General features: G+C 59.6%; 19 protein-coding genes. 13 read left to right on the forward strand and 6 right to left on the reverse strand.

Going from position 1 to position 18,844, the window contains the following annotated elements; all coding sequences use genetic code 11:
* Positions 1-14: 14 nt before the first annotated feature.
* Positions 15-470, reverse strand: coding sequence for a (2Fe-2S)-binding protein (locus tag LOY38_RS16115; RefSeq protein ID WP_007937751.1), 456 nt, complete (start codon positions 468-470; stop codon positions 15-17).
* A gap of 279 nt (positions 471-749) precedes the next feature.
* Complete coding sequence (locus LOY38_RS16120; RefSeq protein ID WP_258696083.1) at positions 750-1,904, reverse strand: NnrS family protein; 1,155 nt, start codon at positions 1,902-1,904, stop codon at positions 750-752.
* A gap of 294 nt (positions 1,905-2,198) precedes the next feature.
* Here LOY38_RS16120 and LOY38_RS16125 point away from each other — a divergent pair, with 294 nt between their 5' ends.
* Both LOY38_RS16125 and LOY38_RS16130 read left to right on the forward strand, forming a co-directional pair.
* Positions 2,199-2,702, forward strand: a complete 504-nt coding sequence (locus LOY38_RS16125; protein ID WP_258696084.1) for a VOC family protein — start codon at positions 2,199-2,201, stop codon at positions 2,700-2,702.
* A 34-nt stretch (positions 2,703-2,736) separates the two neighbouring features.
* Positions 2,737-3,597 (forward strand): AraC family transcriptional regulator, encoded by an 861-nt coding sequence (locus LOY38_RS16130; protein WP_258696085.1) that lies wholly within the window; start codon positions 2,737-2,739, stop codon positions 3,595-3,597.
* Positions 3,598-3,760: 163 nt separating this feature from the next.
* Here the strand turns inward: LOY38_RS16130 and LOY38_RS16135 are convergent, their stop codons facing one another.
* Positions 3,761-4,348 (reverse strand): LysE family translocator, encoded by a 588-nt coding sequence (locus LOY38_RS16135; RefSeq protein ID WP_258696086.1) that lies wholly within the window; start codon positions 4,346-4,348, stop codon positions 3,761-3,763.
* Positions 4,349-4,561: 213 nt separating this feature from the next.
* On the opposite strand from LOY38_RS16135, the gene LOY38_RS16140 reads away from it, so the two are divergent.
* From LOY38_RS16140 to LOY38_RS16175, 8 genes are all read left to right on the forward strand, one after another.
* Positions 4,562-5,755, forward strand: coding sequence for a PAS domain-containing sensor histidine kinase (locus LOY38_RS16140; protein WP_258696087.1), 1,194 nt, complete (start codon positions 4,562-4,564; stop codon positions 5,753-5,755).
* A gap of 217 nt (positions 5,756-5,972) precedes the next feature.
* On the forward strand, positions 5,973-6,185 hold the full coding sequence (locus LOY38_RS16145) for a DUF1059 domain-containing protein (protein WP_205889300.1): 213 nt from the start codon (positions 5,973-5,975) through the stop codon (positions 6,183-6,185).
* A gap of 275 nt (positions 6,186-6,460) precedes the next feature.
* On the forward strand, positions 6,461-6,751 hold the full coding sequence (locus LOY38_RS16150; protein ID WP_258696088.1) for a hypothetical protein: 291 nt from the start codon (positions 6,461-6,463) through the stop codon (positions 6,749-6,751).
* A gap of 282 nt (positions 6,752-7,033) precedes the next feature.
* On the forward strand, positions 7,034-7,654 hold the full coding sequence (locus LOY38_RS16155; protein ID WP_258696089.1) for a LysE family translocator: 621 nt from the start codon (positions 7,034-7,036) through the stop codon (positions 7,652-7,654).
* Positions 7,655-7,761: 107 nt separating this feature from the next.
* Complete coding sequence (locus LOY38_RS16160; RefSeq protein ID WP_258696090.1) at positions 7,762-8,844, forward strand: bifunctional transcriptional activator/DNA repair enzyme AdaA; 1,083 nt, start codon at positions 7,762-7,764, stop codon at positions 8,842-8,844.
* Positions 8,845-8,890: 46 nt separating this feature from the next.
* Entirely contained in the window at positions 8,891-9,703 is an 813-nt protein-coding gene (locus tag LOY38_RS16165; RefSeq protein WP_258696091.1) for an isocitrate lyase/phosphoenolpyruvate mutase family protein, read from the forward strand.
* A 74-nt stretch (positions 9,704-9,777) separates the two neighbouring features.
* Positions 9,778-10,395, forward strand: a complete 618-nt coding sequence (locus tag LOY38_RS16170; RefSeq protein WP_258696092.1) for a DNA-3-methyladenine glycosylase — start codon at positions 9,778-9,780, stop codon at positions 10,393-10,395.
* Positions 10,396-10,575: 180 nt separating this feature from the next.
* Positions 10,576-11,064 carry a GFA family protein gene (locus LOY38_RS16175; protein ID WP_258696093.1) on the forward strand — a complete coding sequence of 163 codons (489 nt, stop codon included), beginning with the start codon at positions 10,576-10,578 and terminating at the stop codon, positions 11,062-11,064.
* A gap of 29 nt (positions 11,065-11,093) precedes the next feature.
* On the opposite strand, the gene LOY38_RS16180 is transcribed toward LOY38_RS16175, so the two are convergent.
* Positions 11,094-11,702 carry a tRNA-(ms[2]io[6]A)-hydroxylase gene (locus LOY38_RS16180; protein ID WP_008010271.1) on the reverse strand — a complete coding sequence of 203 codons (609 nt, stop codon included), beginning with the start codon at positions 11,700-11,702 and terminating at the stop codon, positions 11,094-11,096.
* Between the two features lie 159 nt (positions 11,703-11,861).
* On the opposite strand from LOY38_RS16180, the gene LOY38_RS16185 reads away from it, so the two are divergent.
* Positions 11,862-12,725: a universal stress protein gene (locus tag LOY38_RS16185; protein ID WP_258696094.1), complete on the forward strand. Its 864-nt coding sequence runs from the start codon at positions 11,862-11,864 to the stop codon at positions 12,723-12,725.
* Between the two features lie 94 nt (positions 12,726-12,819).
* Here LOY38_RS16185 and LOY38_RS16190 read toward each other — a convergent pair whose 3' ends face one another.
* Positions 12,820-13,290 (reverse strand): DUF1289 domain-containing protein, encoded by a 471-nt coding sequence (locus tag LOY38_RS16190; RefSeq protein WP_048394589.1) that lies wholly within the window; start codon positions 13,288-13,290, stop codon positions 12,820-12,822.
* Between the two features lie 408 nt (positions 13,291-13,698).
* Between LOY38_RS16190 and acnB the strand changes: the two genes are divergently transcribed.
* Together acnB and LOY38_RS16200 are read left to right on the forward strand one after the other, a co-directional pair.
* The gene (gene acnB / locus LOY38_RS16195) at positions 13,699-16,308 is read left to right on the forward strand and encodes a bifunctional aconitate hydratase 2/2-methylisocitrate dehydratase (protein ID WP_258700739.1); all 2,610 of its coding nucleotides are present in this window, start codon (positions 13,699-13,701) and stop codon (positions 16,306-16,308) included.
* A 148-nt stretch (positions 16,309-16,456) separates the two neighbouring features.
* Positions 16,457-17,137, forward strand: coding sequence for a glycosyltransferase (locus LOY38_RS16200; protein ID WP_258696095.1), 681 nt, complete (start codon positions 16,457-16,459; stop codon positions 17,135-17,137).
* 12 nt (positions 17,138-17,149) lie between these two features.
* On the opposite strand, the gene LOY38_RS16205 is transcribed toward LOY38_RS16200, so the two are convergent.
* Positions 17,150-18,430, reverse strand: a complete 1,281-nt coding sequence (locus LOY38_RS16205) for a serine/threonine transporter (RefSeq protein ID WP_258696096.1) — start codon at positions 18,428-18,430, stop codon at positions 17,150-17,152.
* Between the last annotated feature and the right edge of the window lie 414 nt (positions 18,431-18,844).

Consider the following 18,844-nt stretch of genomic DNA (forward strand, 5'->3'; position numbering starts at 1 on the left):
CCTTCGATGAGGCATCAACCGATCTCGGCGGCGCGTTTGACCGCGGCGCGAATTCTTGGGTAGGTGCCGCAGCGGCAAATGTTGCCGGACAGCGCCTGGTCGATGTCGCTGTCGGTGGGCTTGGGGATCTTTGCCAGCAACGCTGCCGCCGACATGATCTGCCCGGATTGACAATAACCGCACTGGACCACATCGAGCTCGGCCCAGGCTTGTTGCACCGGGTGCGAGCCGTCGCTGGACAGGCCTTCGATGGTGAGAATTTTCTGCCCGTGGGCCACTGCCGTGGCGGGGGTGATGCAGGAGCGCAGCGGCGCGCCGTCGACGTGTACGGTGCAGGCGCCACACTGGGCCATGCCGCAACCGAACTTGGTGCCCGTCAGGTGCGCAACATCGCGCAGCACCCAGAGCAACGGCATGTCCGCCGGGACATCCAGTTCCTGGTCCTTGCCATTGATGTTAAGGGTCAGCATGGCGGGTTTCCTCAGACTCACGGTGTTCTGAAGGGGCGCCTCTGCCGCGACGCCATTATTTTTCTGTAGGAGCGAGCGGTGCGGCGATCCGACTTGCCCGCGAAGAACGATAACGTGGGGTGACAGAAATGACGCCCTCGCGAGCAAGCTTCGCTCCTACAAGGTCAGCGGGATTACGCGCGCCTTGGGTTATCCCTACAGCTAAGCGCAATTTGACCCACAAGCCATGTTCATCGACCACCGGTCGCACGAAGGCCATCGCCGGTACAAGACAAGACACTAGACCCTCGGTTTGAGCAGGATCCCGGTGTAGCGCGTCAGGAACAGGCCGAAAGCAACACACCAAAGCAGCGCCGACAGCCCCAGCCCAACCCCGGAAAACGGCACGACAAACACTCGGCACACGCCGGCAATCACCAGCAAGGCAAACCCCAGAACCACCGTTTTCGGGGGCTGCAACAATCGCCCGGTATGACCGAGGCTGACACGAGCAATCATTGCCAGAATCAACCCGCCGATCCCGCCAACCGCCAGGGAATGCGTGGCCAGGCTCTGTTGCGGCATCACGCCGACGTGCCACAGCGCCATGGCCGGTGCTGCGATCGCCAGCCAGGCATAGGCCAGATACAACGACCAGAGCAGCGGTACTCGCCAAATTCCCCGATCATGCCAGCGCCACAGACGGGCCAGGTGCAAACCTCCCAACAGCAGATACAACGCCGCCAGCCAAAGACGGGGGACATCATTCAAACCGACGGCGGAAGACACCGCCGCCAGCAATCCGCCCAGCAGCAATATCCTGGTGGGCAATGGATGAGTCGGTGGCGCAGTGGAACGGTTCAAGCCACGCTGGATGAAGAACGGAATCACTCGCCCGCCGATCACACTCATCAACGCCGCCACCAGCCACAATGCCGCCAGCACACCACGCCGTTGCAACCCGATGTCATCGGTTGCGATCCCCCACAACGTCATCGCCTGGCAGCCCGCCATCAGGACAATCACCAATAGAATCGGATAATTGTCACGTTTGCCGGCCGCGACCAAATCCCGTCCAAGCACCCACGCCAGCAGCGGCAGGAAAGGAATCTGCAAGACCAGCAAGAAGGTAGGAGGCATCGGCATCAACCAGGCCAGCCGCGCCAACAGCCACACCAGCAGCAGACCGATCAAGGGCCCACCGCGCAGCCCCGGACGCCCTGTCCAGTTCGGCACCGCTGTCAGCAGGAATCCGGCGATGATTGCGCAGGCAAATCCGAAAGGCATTTCATATCGGTGCCAGGCCAGCATCCCGCCAATCGGTTGCGCGCCAGGCAATCGGCCGTACAGCCAGAGCGCCCAGATGGCCAGCGCCACCGTAGAAAAACCGGCTCCAGCCAAAAAGAACGGTCGAAATCCGAGACTGAAAACCGGAGCGGCGACGAGTTTGCGCATCTCAGGCCACCACGCTGAAGAAATCGAACATTGTTCCGTACTCCAGAAGAGATCAGTTATACGGTGAAACATCACGTCTCGTGCCAACTTATTTGTTCAATTAAATCAATATGCTGCGACAAGTGAAGTCAATACGACTGCACCCGAAAGCAGTCATAACGACTCAATAGAGTCATAACGACTACATCGATAAACACAGCAGTCGGGCCAGTTGTCGATCTACGGCGCCACCCGTCGACGACGGACTGACTACGCTGATAATCCAGCGTGCTCAACCTGCCGAGGACAACCGCCATGCAACGCTTTCCAAAACTCACCCCCTGCCTGTGGTTCGACGATCAGGCCGAAGCGGCGGCGAAGTTTTATTGCTCGATCTTCGATCACTCGAAAATCACCGCCATCACCCATTACGGCAAGGCCGGCCAGGAAATCCATGGCCGCGCGGAAGGTTCGGTGATGACCGTCAGTTTCGAGCTCGATGGCCAGACCTTCACCGGACTCAATGGCGGGCCGGTGTTCACCTTCAACGAAGCGGTGTCGTTCCAGGTCAATTGCCATAACCAGGAGGAAGTCGACCACTTCTGGGGCAACCTGTCTGCCGGAGGCCCTGTGCAGGCGCAGCAATGCGGCTGGCTGAAGGACAAATTCGGCGTGTCGTGGCAAATTGTGCCGGTGGCGCTGATGCACATGATGCAAGACGCCGACACGGCAAAATCCCAGCGTGCCATGCAAGCGATGTTGCAGATGAAAAAGCTCGACATCGCCGAACTGGAACGAGCCTTTGCCGGCCAGAGCTAATACACTCGGTTGCTGGCCTGTCGAGGACACCGAGATGAAGCACACCGTCGCCAAAGTTGCAGACAAAGCCCCGCGCTTCTGGCGTGAAGACGCTCTGCCCTTCATCGAAGCCCGTTCCATCGCCGACGGTCGCGAGGTCTGCTACGCCCGGCATTCCCACGAACACTTTTCCATTGGTGCGATCACCGCCGGGCGCAGCACCTACCTCCACGAACAATCGGAGTTTCAGGTCAGCGCCGGCACCGTGGTGTTGATGAACCCCGGCGATGTACATGCCTGCAATCCGATCGACGACCAGCCCTGGTCGTACCTGATGTTGTATGTCGAAACACCCTGGCTGACCGATTTGCAGCATCAGCTCGGCTTCAGCCAGGACTCGGCGTTTCGCCGGTTTTCCGTCACCCACAATCGCGACGTCGAGCTGTTCGCCGGCCTGAAGCACTTGTACGAGGTGTTGGTCGATCCACAGCACGACGTGCTGCGTAAACACAGTGCGGCGGTAGAGTTTTTCACCGAGGTGCAACAGCGGCTCAACCCCATCGATCAACCGCTGCGCGAACCCAATTTCAAGCTGGAACGGGCCGCCGACTATATCCGCGACAACTGCACGCACCTGCTCAAGCTCGAGGACATTTGCGAGGCGGCGCAACTGTCGCCGTCCTACCTGATCCGCGCCTTCAAGCAGCATTACGGTATGACGCCTCATGCGTTCCTGATCAACCGACGCATCCAGTTCGCCCGGGACCGACTGCGCAGCGGCAGGTTGATCGCCGATGTGGCGCTGGAAGCAGGGTTTGCCGACCAGGCGCATTTTCAGCGCGCATTCAAACAGCATCTGGCGGCGACACCGGGGCAGTATCGCGGCTATCTCATCCTCCCTCGCCACAAGCCTTGATGGGTGGAACTGCCACAAAAATCCCTGTGGGAGCGGGCTTGCCCGCGATAGCGGTAGTCCATTCGACATCATTGTTGGCTGACCAGACGCCATCGCGGGCAAGCCCGCTCCCACAGGGAAAGCATTGGCAATAAGAGTTGTGCCGGGAACCAACATCGCAAACTTACGGCAACAGCAAATACACCGCACTTACCGCCAGCAACAACGCCATGCCCCGGTTGAACAACCGCATCCCCGCCGGATTGCTCAGGTAGCCACGTAAAAACGTCCCGGCATACGCCCAGCAACCCACCGACAGATAGCAGATCACCAGATACACCGCCGCAAACTGCCATACCAGCCGCGCTTCGCCATCGGCGACAAACGCGCCCATTCCCGCCACGCAGGCCAGCCAGGCTTTCGGGTTGAGCCATTGCATCACCGCGCCATACAGCATCGACGGTGCCCGCCCCGACTCTTTGGCATCGAGATGACCGTTGTCCGTGGCCAATTTGAAGGCCATGAATAGCAGAAACGCCACCCCGGCCAGTTGCACCACTCGGGTCATGAACGGCCACAACTTCAGCACCTCATGTAACCCCAACCCCATCAACACCAACAACAGCACGAACCCCAGCGTCGCCCCGGCCACATGCCGTTGACTGGCGCGAAAGCCGAACTGCGCCCCGGAACTCAACGCCACAATATTCACCGGCCCCGGTGTAATCGAAGCCGCCAGGGCAAACGCCGCCATGGAAAGAATCAGACTCATTGCATACCTTCTTCAATTCTGTTGAACCAGGCCTCAAGGTAATGAGGCGCCTGAACGCCGTATTGAAGAAAACACCCCTCTCCTGTCATTCGCAGTGGGTACCCCAAACCTCGCGGCCTGATAATCGCTGCGAAAGTTGTAAATCTTGAGGGCTCCTGTGCGAGTGGTGTCTATAATTCTCCAGATATCGGCCCCATTGGTCAGTGAATACAAATGCCCGCAGATGACGATTCGCTGCCCGGTTCTGAAATTCTCTTCGACGAAGCTGAATGTGGCTTGCTGCTTACCGCAGAAAATGGCCAGATCGCACAGGTCAACCTCACCTTCTGCCGCTGGATTGGCTACCGCAGGCAGGAGCTGCTCGGTCGTCACATCCAAGACCTGATGAGCCCTGAAGGGAGGACGTTTCATCGGACGTACTGGGCGCCCCTTATGCAAATCCAGGGCGTGATCGCTGACGTCAAATTCGATCTCGTTCACTACAACGGACATTCAATTGCGATGATGCTCAGCGCCATCCGTTGTGAGAGTTCTGCTGGCATATTTCATGAAATGACGCTGTTCAAAGCCGTAGATCGGCAAAGGTACGAGCGCGAGCTGCTCAATGCCCGAATGCTCGCCGAAAGACATTTGGCAAAACACCTCAAGGATCAACGGGTAATGGATATTACCCAAGACAAGCTGCGCATCACTTACGCCGCGGCGGAAGACAGGGCCCTGTTCGCCGAGCAGCTTATCGGGATTGTCAGTCACGACCTGCGCAACCCCTTGTCGGCGATAAAAATGGCCACGGAACTGCTGGGCCGCAGGGAGATGGACACTAAACAGGCACAAATACTTGGCCACATCACCCACTCGGCAGAGCGCGCACAGCGTCTGGTGGCTGACCTGTTGGATTTCACCTTGACGCAGGTCGGGCGAGGTATCGCGGTCCTGCCCAAACCCGTCGATCTACACGAACTGGTGGCCGACTGCCTGGACGAATTGAGCCTGGCGTTCCCCGGGCATGAGTTGACCCACCTGCGTGATGGGCAAGGTGACTTTACCGCCGACAGTGATCGGCTCTATCAACTCATCGGCAACCTGGTCGCCAATGCAGTCGCCTACGGTGCTGCCGATAGCGGAGTCACCGTCTCTTCGTGCATCGAAGATCGAGCAGTCATTATTACAGTGCACAACATTGGCACCCCCATACCGCCGGAGTTGCTCAAGGACCTGTTCGAACCGATGATCCGTGGCAGTCATGACAATGCTGAACTTAGAAGCGTCGGGCTGGGCCTGTTCATTGTTCGTGAGATCGCAAGGGCGCACGACGGCGACGTGGCTGTAACGTCTTCTCTAACGAGCGGAACGACATTCACTGCCACCTTTCCTCGCACCGTAAAAACCAACGAAGATCCCCTGTAGGCGCTGCCGAAGGCTGCGATCTTTTAAACCGCCGAAGATCAAAAGATCGCAGCTTTCGGCAGCGCCTACGGTCGTTGCAAGACTGTCGCGATGCGCCTTGTGGCGGGCCTATACTTTAAAAGTCGGCACATTCGATGCGACTCGATGTATGGGGTGGCGCGTCGAGTGATCGTTCACGCAGGCCACGGCCTGCCTTCGTCGTAGGGAGGAGAAGATCATGGCGCGTAAATACATCGACTGCCGCGAGTTTCCAAGCGATTCCAAATGCTCGGTCGCCCTGTCCGCAGACTCTGAAAATGAACTGCTCGAGGCCGCTGCACAGCATGCGGTCAGTGTTCACAAGCACACCGACTCACCGCAACTGCGTGCTCAACTGAAAACGATGTTTCACGACGGTACACCCCCTGTTGAAGCACCACGTCCCGCGTAGGAGCTGCCGAAGGCTGCGATCCTTTGATGTTGATCTTCAGCGGTATGGGTGAACATAAAAAGGGACAGACCACGACTTAAGGCAAATGCCGAACAATCGTGGTGTGTCCCGTGCGTCCCCCACTCTGGGCCAAAAGAGGCCGGTGGTCGTTGCATTTCCCGTGTCGCCGGCCTTTGGCTAAGCTGAATACATCGGGACGAACTGAAACCTGAGGGATAGCGGCCATCAGCGGATCTGGATTGGCATCAAGACGGTAACCCCCAAAGGAGACGACCATGTATGCGGTTATAAGAACCTACCTGGGTGCTGGAGCAAAGCAGCTTTTCGAGCTTTTGGAAGAGCGCAACGCCGACGTCGAAGCGACCCTGCGCACAGTGCCTGGCCTCGTAAGCTACACACTGCTGAATACGGGGGATGGCGGTACGTCGGTGACTGTTTGCACGGACAAGGCCGGCAGCGATGCGAGCTTGAAAGTCGCGCGCGACTGGATTCAGAAAAACGCCTCGAATATCCACGCCAACCCGCCGATCGTGACGGAAGGCCCGGTTATTGTGCAGATCAAATAGTGCGCCCTTGCGATTGATCTCACCGTTTTTATGCCTGACACAACCTCAATGACGAAGGAAATTCCCTGTAGGGGCTGCCAGTTTGTGTGCCTTGGTTGTGCCAGTCAGGAACCTGTGGGCGCGGGCTAACTGACTGGCATTGGCATTGGCATTGGCATTGGCATTGGCATTGGCATTAACCAACCTGGCACAAGTGTACGGCGATTTGCATCCACTGCTGTATGGGCCAAGCCACTCGTCACTCATGATAAAAATAGGGCTCTGGTTACTGGAGCCCCGTTCATGGACCTCGCCACCCTCACCCTGTTTCTCCCGGCCTGCTTCGCTCTGAACATGGCCCCCGGCCCGAACAATCTGCTGTCGGTCAGCAACGCCACCCGTTACGGTTATCGTCGCGCCTGTGTGGCCGGTGTCGGTCGCTTGCTGGCGTTTGCCGGAATGATCGGCCTGGCCGCCGCCGGGTTGTCGGTAGTGCTGCAAACCTCGGAATGGCTGTTCTATGCGATCAAGATCGTCGGCGCCGCTTACTTGTTGTACCTGGCTTGGCAACTGTGGCGCGCCAATCCCGAGGCCGAGCAGCACATCACCGGCAAGTCTTTGGGAGTCCTGGCCCTGGCGCGGCAGGAGTTTCTGGTGGCGGCGGGTAATCCCAAGGCTATTTTGCTGTTCACCGCATTCCTGCCGCAGTTCGTCGACCCGACTCGACCGATTGCCGCGCAATTCGTCGTGCTCGGTGCGTTATTCCTGCTGCTGGAATGGATCGCCATCAGCGCCTATGCCTGCATGGGCCTGCACATGCGCCGCTGGTTCGCCGAACCACGGGGCAAGCGGATTTTCAATCGCTGCTGCGCGGGGTTGTTGTCGGCGGCGGCATCAGTGTTATTGATGGCACGACGGGCCTGATCTTTCGGACCTGCACAATCGATGTAGGGTTCTCTATCGATTTCCAGTACGAATTCTCTGTCGATTTTCCGGTGGAGGCGCCAAGCGACGCGGCTTATGCTCAACCCATGAACCTACAAAACGCTGTGCTTCCGCCCCACGCCGAGATGGTTCGCGCCATGCTCGAACGCGACACCGCCTACGAGGGGGTGTTCTTTACCGCGGTCAAAACCACCGGCATCTTCTGCCGCCCCAGTTGCACGGCGCGCAAACCGAAGCCGGAAAACGTCGAGTTCTTCGCCCATGCCGATGAGGCGATGTCGGCGGGTTATCGGGCCTGCCTGCGGTGCAAGCCGCTGGACGCCGCAGCCATCGCGCCGGACTGGGTGCAGCGACTGCTCACATCCGTGGACGCCGATCCCGACCTGCGCTGGACCGATGCCCAGTTGCTCGCCGAAGGCATCGAGCCGCTGAAACTGCGTCGCTGGTTCAAGCAGCATTTCGGCATGACCTTTCACGCCTGGCTGCGCAGCCGACGCCTTGGCATCGCCCTCGGTGGCATCAAACAGGGCGAATCCATCGACAATGCGGCGTTCGACTCCGGCTACGAATCCCTGAGCGGCTTTCGCGATGCGTTTCAAAAGTCGTTCCATATCACGCCCGGCCGCGCCGCCCACAGCGAGCCACTGCTGTTCACCCGGCTGACCACACCGCTGGGGCCGATGATCGCCATGGCCGAACAGCGTGGGCTGGTGCTGCTGGAGTTTCTCGATCGACCGGCATTGACCAGGGAAATCGAAGAACTGCAGAACCGTTACGGCTACGCCGTGGCACCCGGTCACAACGGGCATTTGCAGCAGATCGAAGAAGAACTCGCGCAATATTTCGCCGGCAAACGGAGCGAGTTCAACGTGCCACTGCACCTGCCCGGCAGCGTTTTCGCCAAACAGGTATGGGCCGAACTGATGAAAATCCCCTACGGCCAAACCAGCACTTATGGTGCCATCGCAGCACATCTGGGCAAACCCGGCGCCAGTCGCGCCGTGGGCATGGCCAACGGACAAAACCGTCTGGCGATTGTGCTGCCCTGTCATCGGGTGATCGGCGCAGACGGTTCGTTGACCGGCTATGGTGGTGGGCAACCGCGCAAGGCCTTTCTACTCAGACTGGAAAGCGCCGCGGTGCAAATCACCCAACAACTCGCATTCTGATCACTCCACCGTTTATTCAATAACAAGTCATAAGGAAGGACATTCGATGGACACACTCGACACTCAATTCCATCAACTGCACCAGAGCGGCCTGCTGATTCTGACCAACGTCGCCGACGCCACCGGAGCGCGACTGGTGGAACAGCTGGGCAGCAAAGCCGTCGCCACCAGCAGTGCGGCGGTGGCCTGGGCTCACGGTTATCCGGATGGCAACACCTTGCCGCTGGAACGGCTGGTTTCCACTGTCGAGTCCATCGCCCGGGTCATCAGCGTGCCGTTTAGCGTGGACATCGAGGCGGGTTACTCCGATGACCTGGGGCGAGTGGCGGAGGTGATCGACGCCGTCATCGCCGCCGGTGCCGTGGGGATCAATATCGAGGACGGTGCTGCCCCGCCCGAGCTGCTGGCCCGCAAAATCGAAATCGCGCGCCAGGTCGCCAATCGCCGGGACGTGAAGCTGTTCATCAACGCCCGCACTGACGTGTACCTCAAGGGCCTGGTGCCGGCCGAAGATCGCGTGGCAGAGACGCTCAAGCGGGCCGCGTTGTATCAGGCGGCCGGTGCCGACGGGTTGTTCGCCGCTGGCGTCACGGCGGCGTACGAGATCGACGCCCTGTGCCAGGGCACCACGCTGCCGGTGAACGTGCTTGGCTTCCCGGGCCTGCCTTCGCCTGAAGAACTGCAAGCTCTCGGCGTGCGCCGTTTGAGCGCAGGCTCAAGCATCGCCGAATTCCTCTACGGCGCCATGGCAGGCCTGGCCAAAAGCTTTCTGCAAACCGGCACGCTCGACAGCAGCCACCTCAAGGCGTTCACCTATGGTCAAGTGAACGCCCTGCTGGCCCCGACCGGGAAAGTTTGACCGCAAGCAATGGAGTGCGACGCCGCGGGGGGGCGACTAATCTTCCCGCAGTCACCCGCCCCTCAGGATGCTCCATGCCCGACACCTATCAACTGGCCAGCGAATTCCTCTCGGCCCTCGATGCCGACTGGCAACGCCACATCAGCGCCATCGGCCCCTGCCTGCATCAGCCCCATGCGGCTCGGGATCCTTATGAGTCGCTGGTGCGGGCGATTGCCTATCAGCAACTGCATGCAAAGGCCGGTGATGCGATTGTCGGCCGGCTGCTGGCGTTGTTTCCCCAGAGTACCTTCCCAAGACCCGAGCAAATTCTGGCGACCGACTTCGAACAGATGCGTGGTTGCGGCTTTTCCGCCAGCAAGATCGCGACCATTCAAGGCATCGCTCAGGCGGCTCTGGACGGGGTGGTGCCGGATTACGCCACGGCGCTGGCCATGGACGATGAAGCGTTGATCGAGCGCTTGATGACCTTGCGCGGGGTAGGTCGCTGGACGGTGGAAATGCTGCTGATTTACAGCCTGGAGCGGCCGGACATTTTACCCGCCGACGACTTTGGGGTGCGTGAGGGTTATCGGCGGTTGAAAGGGCTGGAGGTACAGCCGACGCGTAAGCAGATGATTGAAATCGGGCTGGCGTGGCGCCCTTATCGGACCGTGGCGGCGTGGTACTTGTGGCGGGTGCCCAGCCGGTAGGCCGCGTTATCGTTTTTCGCGAGCAGGCTCGCTCCCACAGGGAATTTTCTGTGCACACATTATGTGTGAACACTGAAGATCAAATGTGGGAGCGAGCCTGCTCGCGAAGGCGCCAGACCAGCCACCATACATTCAACTGTCCAGAAACGCTTACCATCCCAAGCCCAATCGGAGGTCCCCATGCAGCTCGAAGGCTCCTGCCATTGCGGCGCGGTGTCGTTCAGCCTGACCAGCGCCCACCCCTACCCTTATCAGCGTTGCTACTGCTCGATCTGTCGCAAGACCCAGGGCGGTGGCGGTTATGCGATCAACCTGGGGGGAGATGCCCAGAGCCTCAAAGTGCGCGGTCGCAAGCACATCGCGATTTACCATGCGCGGCTCAAGGACGAAGGCGATAAACGCGCCCGCCACAGCACCGCCGAGCGGCATTTCTGTTCCCTTTGCGGCTCGGGTTTATGGCTGTTCAGCCCTGAATGGCCGGAGCTGATTCACCCGTTTGCCTCGGCCATCGACACTCCCTTGCCGGTGCCGCCGGAGCACACCCATCTGATGCTCGGCTCCAAGGCGCCGTGGGTGGAAGTCGAGGCGCATCCGGGCGACCAGCAATTCGACGTCTATCCGGAAGAGTCCATCGCCCAATGGCATGAGCGCCTGGGGTTGAGTCGTTAGGCCGTTTTGCAGGTGGCGTACCCCCAATCTCACGCCGCTACCGGCACACCGCTGTGAAAGCGAAACTCCACATCCGGCGACTCGATCAACGCCTGCTCGGCGTCACGAACCTTGTCGATCACCTGGGCGATGTCCTTGGCGTCACCGTACTGATAGGCCAGTTTCAGGTAACCCTGGAAATGCCGCGCTTCGCTTTTCAGCAGACCGAAATAGAACTTGCCCAGCTCTTCATCCAAATGCGGCACCAGCGCCTCGAAACGCTCGCAGCTACGGGCCTCGATGAAGGCGCCGACCACCAGCGTGTCCACCAGTTTCACCGGTTCGTGGCTGCGCACCACTTTGCGCAGGCCCGAGGCGTAACGCCCGGCGGACAACTGACGCAGCTCGATCTTGCGCTTTTTCATCAGGCGCATGACCTGTTCATGGTGCACCAACTCTTCCCGGGCCAGACGCGACATCAGGTTGATCAGGTCGACGTGGGAGTGGTACTTGGCAATCAGGCTCAACGCCGTGCTGGCCGCCTTGAATTCGCAGTTTTTGTGGTCGATCAGCAGGGTTTCCTGATCCGCCAGCGCAGCCTGGACCCAGCCATCGGGCGTGCGGCAGCCGAGGAACTCGTGAATTTCGGGAAGGATCATGGGGCTCACGGATAAAAGGTTCAAAACGAAGGGCGCCGATTATACCGGCCTGCCGACAGACCACCAGCCGCGACCGTTGATGTGCATCAAGTCGCGAATGCCCGACCAGCAACTATAGTTGTCCAACGCAGTGATTTTACCTTCCTGGAGATCCCGATCATGCAAGCCATTCGCAGCATCCTGGTGGTCATTGAACCCGAACACTCGGAAAGCCTGGCGCTCAAACGGGCCAAATTGATCGCTGGCGTGACCCAGGCTCATCTGCACCTGCTGGTCTGCGATAAAAAGCACGACCATAGCGCGATGCTCAGCGTGCTCAAGGCCGCCCTGCTGGAAGACGGTTACAACGTCACCACCGAACAAGCCTGGAACGAAAGCCTGCACGACACCATTATCGATGTGCAGCAGGCCGAAGGTTGCGGGCTGGTGGTCAAGCAACATTTCCCCGACAGCCCGCTGAAAAAGGCCCTGCTGACCCCGGCGGACTGGAAACTGCTGCGCTACTGCCCGACTCCGGTGCTGCTGGTGAAAAACGCCAGACCCTGGACCGGCGGCGTGATCCTGACGGCCATCGATGTCGGCAACCTCGACGGCGAACACCGCACCTTGCACGCCAGCATCATCGACCATGGCTACGACATTTCCAGCCTGGCCAAGGCCCATTTGCACGTGATCAGCGCTCACCCATCGCCGATGCTGTCGTCGGCCGACCCGACGTTTCAGCTCAGCGAAACCATTGAGGCCCGCTATCGCGAGCAATGCAAAGCCTTTCAGGCCGAGTTCGACATTGATGACGACCACCTGCATATCGCGGAAGGTCCGGCGGATGTGTTGATTCCGTACATGGCCCATAAGCTGGGGGCCTCCGTGACGGTGATCGGCACCGTGGCCCGGACCGGGCTGTCGGGGGCGTTGATCGGTAATACGGCGGAAGTGGTGCTCGATGCGCTGGAAAGCGATGTGCTGGTGCTCAAGCCGGATACGGTCATGGATCATCTGGAAGAGATCGTGACCCAGCATTAAGCAAGATCAAAAGATCGCAGCCTTCGGCAGCGCCTACATGGATCGCATTCCCCTGTAGGAGCTGCCGAAGGCTGCGATCTTTTGACTTTAAAAATCAGCCGCCGAAAGCATCCTTGAGAAACCCCGGCGCAATGTAGCGCTGGTAATGCGCTTCAGACAGCAGGAAAAATTCCCGATCAATGGCATCGCGCAGTTCCGGCAGGTTCCAGTCGCGGAACTCCGGCAGCAGCACCATCCCGTAGGCTTCAAGATTGTTGATGACCCGCGCGCCCCGGGCAATCAGTTGATAAGCCCAGCAATATTCCGACTGATGCGGCACAAAACGAATCTTGCGCTGCTCCAGCTGCAGGCGCAGCAACGCGGGATCGAAAATTTCCACCTTGCTGGCCATCACCTGCGACAACAGTTGCTCAAGACGCAGCCACACCGCGCGTTTTTCTTCCTCGTTGTAACCGTTCCAGTGAATCACTTCGTGGTGAAAACGCTTGCAGCCACGGCACACCAGATCACCGTAAACAGTTGAGCAGAGGCCGACGCAGGGGGTCTTGATGGTTTGATTGGGCATAGGTAGGCAAAACACGGGAAAGCAGAACAGGCCAGCATGTTAGCCCTTTGTCTAACATTCATCACCCCTCAAAGTTTTGGGGCGAACTTACCTTTAAATTTTTTTTGCCGTAGAATCAGCCAGCCTTTTAAGGCGCCAATGTCCGTTAGAAGCTGTTTTCAAAGCGTCACGAGCACAGTCGTTCCTTCAGAGCGGTGTTGGCGAAGGGTTTTTCCAGCGGGGAAAAGCCCAACGCCAACCCTCATCAGCTCCCCGTTCTGCAGGCGTAAAACTTTGAAAGCAGCTTCTGTAAGGAATTGCCGGTAATTCTGGCTAAGTGGCCCAAAACGCCACGCAGCGCATGAGTACGGCAATTTCGGGATGAGCGTCCCGGACACCCATTTGGGACCACTGATGAGGGTAATAACTGTGCTTGAAGCCTACCGCAAACATATCGAAGAGCGTGCAGCACTGGGTATCGTTCCCCAGCCGCTTAACGCCGAACAAACTGCAGGCCTGGTCGAGCTGCTGAAGAATCCCCCGGCGGGCGAAGAAGCCTTCCTCGTTGACCTGATCACCAATCGCATTCCGCCAGGCGTGGACGAAGCAGCCTATGTAAAGGCCGGCTTCCTGTCTGCCCTCGCCAAAGGCGAAGCAAAATCCCCTCTGATCGACAAGAAACGCGCTGTTGAACTGCTCGGCACCATGCAGGGCGGCTACAACATCGTGACCCTGGTTGACCTGCTCGACAGCGCCGAACTGGCCCCTGTCGCTGCCGCTCAACTCAAGCACACCCTGCTGATGTTCGATGCCTTCCACGACGTGGCTGAAAAAGCCAAGAACGGCAACGTTCACGCCAAAGGCGTTCTGCAATCCTGGGCCGACGGCGAGTGGTTCAAGAACCGTCCTGTGCTGGCCGACAAGATCAGCCTGCGCGTGTTCAAGGTGACTGGCGAAACCAACACCGACGACCTGTCCCCTGCCCCTGATGCCTGGTCCCGCCCGGACATCCCGCTGCACGCCCTGGCCATGCTGAAAATGGCGCGCGACGGCATCGTGCCGGACGTACAAGGCGTCACCGGTCCGATGAAGCAGATCGAAGAAATGCGCGGTCAAGGCTTCCCGATCGCCTACGTCGGCGACGTCGTGGGTACCGGCTCTTCGCGTAAATCGGCCACCAACTCCGTACTGTGGTTCTTCGGCGACGACGTTCCTCACGTGCCGAACAAGCGTGCCGGCGGTTTCTGCTTCGGCAGCAAGATCGCTCCGATCTTCTACAACACCATGGAAGATGCTGGCGCACTGCCAATCGAATTCGACGTCACCAACATGAACATGGGCGACGTGATCGACCTGTACCCGCATGCTGGCAAAGTCTGCAAACACGGCACCGACGAAGTCCTGACCACCTTCGAAATGAAGACCCCGGTGCTGTTGGACGAAGTTCGTGCTGGCGGTCGTATCCCGCTGATCATCGGTCGCGGCCTGACCGACAAGGCCCGTGCCGAGCTGGGCCTGGGCCCTACCGATCTGTTCAAACTGCCTGAAGCACCTGTCGACACCGGCAAGGGCTACACCCTGGCACAGAAAATGGTCGGCAAGGCCTGCGGTCTGCCAGAAGGCAAAGGCGTTCGTCCTGGCACCTACTGCGAACCGAAGATGACCACCGTCGGTTCTCAGGACACCACCGGTCCCATGACCCGTGACGAACTGAAAGACCTGGCGTGCCTGGGCTTCTCGACCGATCTGGTGATGCAGTCCTTCTGCCACACCGCGGCTTATCCAAAGCCGATCGACGTGACCACCCACCACACCCTGCCTGACTTCATCATGACCCGCGGCGGCGTTTCCCTGCGTCCGGGCGACGGCATCATCCACAGCTGGCTGAACCGCATGCTGCTGCCGGACACCGTCGGTACCGGTGGTGACTCCCACACCCGTTTCCCGATGGGCATTTCGTTCCCGGCCGGTTCCGGTCTGGTTGCGTTCGCCGCCGCCACCGGCGTTATGCCGCTGGACATGCCGGAATCGATCCTGGTGCGCTTCAAAGGCAAAATGCAACCGGGCGTCACCCTGCGCGACCTGGTTCACGCCATTCCTTACTTCGCGATTCAGGCTGGCCTGTTGACCGTGGAGAAGAAAGGCAAGAAGAACGCCTTCTCCGGCCGCATTCTGGAAATCGAAGGCCTGGACAACCTGAGCATCGAGCAAGCTTTCGAGCTGTCCGACGCTTCGGCCGAACGTTCGGCTGCCGGTTGCACCATCAAGCTGTCGAAAGAGTCGATCACCGAATACCTGAGCTCCAACATCACCCTGCTGCGCTGGATGATCGGCGAAGACTACGGCGATGCCCGTACTCTGGAACGTCGTGCTCAAGCGATGGAAGCCTGGATCGCCAACCCTGAGTTGATGGTTGCCGATGCTGACGCCGAATACGCTGAAGTCATCGAAATCGACCTGGCCGACATCAAAGAGCCTGTGCTCTGCGCACCGAACGACCCGGACGACGCCCGTCTGCTGTCCAGCGTTGCTGGCGAGAAGATCGACGAAGTGTTCATCGGTTCGTGCATGACCAACATTGGTCACTTCCGCGCTGCCGGTAAGCTGCTGGATCAGGTCAAGGGTCAGCTTCCAACCCGTCTGTGGCTGTCGCCGCCGACCAAAATGGACGCTCACCAGCTGACCGAAGAAGGCTACTACGGCATCTACGGCAAAGCCGGCGCACGCATGGAAATGCCAGGCTGCTCGCTGTGCATGGGTAACCAGGCACGCGTAGAGCCGAACTCCACCGTGGTGTCGACGTCGACTCGTAACTTCCCGAACCGTCTGGGCGATGGCGCGAACGTTTACCTGGCTTCGGCCGAGTTGGCGTCTGTTGCTTCGATCCTGGGTCGCCTGCCGACCGTCGAGGAATACATGGAGTACGCTGGCAAGATCGACAGCATGGCGGCCGATGTTTACCGCTACCTGTCCTTCGACCAGATCGCCGAGTTCCGTGAAGCTGCCGCGAACGCCAACATCCCGGTCGTTCAAGCCTAACGCTGCAAAGCCATAAAAAACGCCGCCCATCGTGAGATGAGCGGCGTTTTTTTATGCCTGACGGCAAACGCCCAGCTACGCTTTGCCTGATAACGGCACCAGGACGGCGTGCCACGAGGCCTCACAGGCCTCAACTCAAGGAGGAGTCATGCGGGTCATCCTGATTGCCATCGGTTCGGCCGAAGACATTTTCCCCTTCATCGGCCTGGCCAATGCGCTGCACCTGCGCGGCCATCGCGCGACCCTGTGCAGCCTGCCGGCATTCAAGGCCACGATCGAACAGTACGGGCTGGAATTCGAGCCGTTATCCCGGGAAACCACCGGCGACACGCCCCGCCTCCAACGCTCGAAAAGCGCTTTGGCGGTGCAGTGGCATACGTTCTCCAGCTTGCTCGAGCCGACCTTTGACTACATCGCAGCGCGGCGCCACGAGGACATCGTGGTGGTGGGCTCGTTTTGGGCGCTGGGCGCACGTGTTGCCCAGGAAAAATTCGGCATTGCCTACCTTTCGGTACAGATTTCACCGTTCTTGCGCGAGATCCACCGGCTGGCGCTGGACCAGCTCTGCGCCCCACGGCTCAACGCCCTACGAGCCAGAAAGGGCCTGGACGGGACGGTCCAGCACGTTATCAGTCAATGGATGCATTCGCCGGAGGGCGTGATCAGCCTCTGTCCCGAGTGGTTCGCACCAAGGCTGGCCGATGCGCCGGCAACGCTGTGCAAGGCCTGCGAAAAAGCCGTTGCGGCCATCGAGCACTGTCATCAGCGAAGCAAAAGTCGCCTGAACAGGCATTCGAACGGGACGATCAACCGGGGCAGCCTCGATTGATCGCCCGCTGTTTCAGGCGGTGAGCGAGTAGATCAACGCCGAAATGGCCACCAGGCCCACCAGCGTCACGAAGACGTTGGAGGCTTGGCCACGGTAACGAGCCATGGCCGGCACCTTGCGGATCGCATACATAGGCATCAGGAACAGGATCGCCGCGATGATCGGGCCACCGAGGGTTTCGATCATGCCGAGAATGCTCGGGTTCAGGGTCGCGACGATCCAGCAGACCACCAGCATGAACGCGGCGGTCAGGCGGTCCAGGGTCTTCGGCGCCGGGCGTTTGCCGCTCTTGACGATCAGGCCCTTCAAGCCTTCGCTGGCGCCGATGTAGTGGCCCAGGAACGACTTGGAAATGGCCACGAAGGCAATCAACGGCGCCGCGAAGGCGATGGTCGGGTTGCTGAAATGGTTGGCCAGGTACGACAGGATCGACAGGTTCTGCGCCTTGGCCTCCGCCAGTTGCGCCGGCGAAAGAGTCAGCACGCAGCTGAAGACGAAGAACAGCACCATCACCACCATCAACACGTGGGCACGGGACAGGATCTGCGAGCTGCGCTCCTGGGCATGCACGCCGTAGCGACGCTTCTGGTCCACCGCGAACGCCGAAATGATCGGCGAGTGGTTGAACGAGAACACCATCACCGGAATCGCCAGCCACAAGGTGTGCAGCAGCGCCGACGACTCAGGCAGCGTGGACGCGGTGCTGAGGATGCCGCCACTCCAGTGAGGAATCAGGAACACCGCCAGGAACAGCAACGCGACGATGAACGGATACACCATCAGGCTCATGGCCTTGACGATCACTTGTTCACCGCAGCGCACCACCGCCAGCAGGCCGAGAATCAGCACGAACGACAGCACGGCGCGCGGTGGCGGCATGATGTGCAGTTGATGCTCGAGGAAACTGCCCACGGTGTTGGTCAGGGCCACGCTGTAGATCAGCAGGATCGGGAAGATCGCGAAGAAGTACAGCAACGTGATCAGCGCACCGGCCTTGATGCCGAAGTGTTCTTCCACCACTTCGGTGATGTCCGCGCCTTCACGGCCGGACAACACAAAGCGGGTCAGGCCACGGTGTGCGTAAAAGGTCATGGGGAACGCCAATACCGCCAGGATCAGCAACGGCCAGAAGCCGCCCAGCCCCGCGTTGATCGGCAAAAACAGGGTACCGGCCCCGATGGCCGTACCAAACAAGCCCAACATCCATGTGGTGTCATGGCGATTCCAGCTTGCAAGGCTCGCTGGTGTCGCCGTTACATAGCGTTCGCCGACGCTATTGGCCTGATCATTCATCCTGCTGGATCTCCGTTTTCCGGTCACTTGTCACCCGGTCAGGACGAGTCGGAAAAATCCGACAGGCAGCGCCCTGACCGAAACAGGGGCGCGATTGTCCGGGATTAATCAGCAGAAGCAAAGGCTTAGCTGAGCAACGGTTGTGCGGATCAGATGGGGTCGGCGCGGCGCGCTCTATGTAGCAGCTGCCAAAGGCTGCGTTCGCTGTAGCGGCCTCGCAGGCTCGACAGCTGCTACAGCTATTTCATCGCGGACAAACCCTCTCCATCTGCCGCGCTCTGATCTAGTGTTGTATCTAAGAAGTTCGCCGGTATCGCCAACGCCTGCACGAGTGCTTGCCAACCAATAGCCTATGACTGTGGGCCATTGCCAATTCGCTCTGGAGTCAGCAATCTGACGCGACGTTCAAGCCCC

The organism is Pseudomonas sp. B21-015, assembly GCF_024749285.1.
GTDB lineage: Bacteria > Pseudomonadota > Gammaproteobacteria > Pseudomonadales > Pseudomonadaceae > Aquipseudomonas.

Bases quoted from the DNA above. Each gene is read 5' to 3' on its own strand.
- LOY38_RS16140 (WP_258696087.1), top strand. From the start codon at position 4,562: ATGCCCGCAGATGACGATTCGCTGCCCGGTTCTGAAATTCTCTTCGAC.
- LOY38_RS16175 (WP_258696093.1), top strand. From the start codon at position 10,576: ATGCAGCTCGAAGGCTCCTGCCATTGCGGCGCGGTGTCGTTCAGCCTG.
- LOY38_RS16205 (WP_258696096.1), bottom strand. From the start codon at position 18,430: ATGAATGATCAGGCCAATAGCGTCGGCGAACGCTATGTAACGGCGACA.
- LOY38_RS16120 (WP_258696083.1), bottom strand. From the start codon at position 1,904: ATGCGCAAACTCGTCGCCGCTCCGGTTTTCAGTCTCGGATTTCGACCG.
- LOY38_RS16180 (WP_008010271.1), bottom strand. From the start codon at position 11,702: ATGATCCTTCCCGAAATTCACGAGTTCCTCGGCTGCCGCACGCCCGAT.
- LOY38_RS16115 (WP_007937751.1), bottom strand. From the start codon at position 470: ATGCTGACCCTTAACATCAATGGCAAGGACCAGGAACTGGATGTCCCG.
- LOY38_RS16170 (WP_258696092.1), top strand. From the start codon at position 9,778: ATGCCCGACACCTATCAACTGGCCAGCGAATTCCTCTCGGCCCTCGAT.
- LOY38_RS16150 (WP_258696088.1), top strand. From the start codon at position 6,461: ATGTATGCGGTTATAAGAACCTACCTGGGTGCTGGAGCAAAGCAGCTT.
- LOY38_RS16185 (WP_258696094.1), top strand. From the start codon at position 11,862: ATGCAAGCCATTCGCAGCATCCTGGTGGTCATTGAACCCGAACACTCG.
- LOY38_RS16155 (WP_258696089.1), top strand. From the start codon at position 7,034: ATGGACCTCGCCACCCTCACCCTGTTTCTCCCGGCCTGCTTCGCTCTG.
- LOY38_RS16160 (WP_258696090.1), top strand. From the start codon at position 7,762: ATGAACCTACAAAACGCTGTGCTTCCGCCCCACGCCGAGATGGTTCGC.
- LOY38_RS16190 (WP_048394589.1), bottom strand. From the start codon at position 13,290: ATGCCCAATCAAACCATCAAGACCCCCTGCGTCGGCCTCTGCTCAACT.
- LOY38_RS16130 (WP_258696085.1), top strand. From the start codon at position 2,737: ATGAAGCACACCGTCGCCAAAGTTGCAGACAAAGCCCCGCGCTTCTGG.
- LOY38_RS16135 (WP_258696086.1), bottom strand. From the start codon at position 4,348: ATGAGTCTGATTCTTTCCATGGCGGCGTTTGCCCTGGCGGCTTCGATT.
- LOY38_RS16165 (WP_258696091.1), top strand. From the start codon at position 8,891: ATGGACACACTCGACACTCAATTCCATCAACTGCACCAGAGCGGCCTG.
- LOY38_RS16125 (WP_258696084.1), top strand. From the start codon at position 2,199: ATGCAACGCTTTCCAAAACTCACCCCCTGCCTGTGGTTCGACGATCAG.
- LOY38_RS16145 (WP_205889300.1), top strand. From the start codon at position 5,973: ATGGCGCGTAAATACATCGACTGCCGCGAGTTTCCAAGCGATTCCAAA.
- LOY38_RS16200 (WP_258696095.1), top strand. From the start codon at position 16,457: ATGCGGGTCATCCTGATTGCCATCGGTTCGGCCGAAGACATTTTCCCC.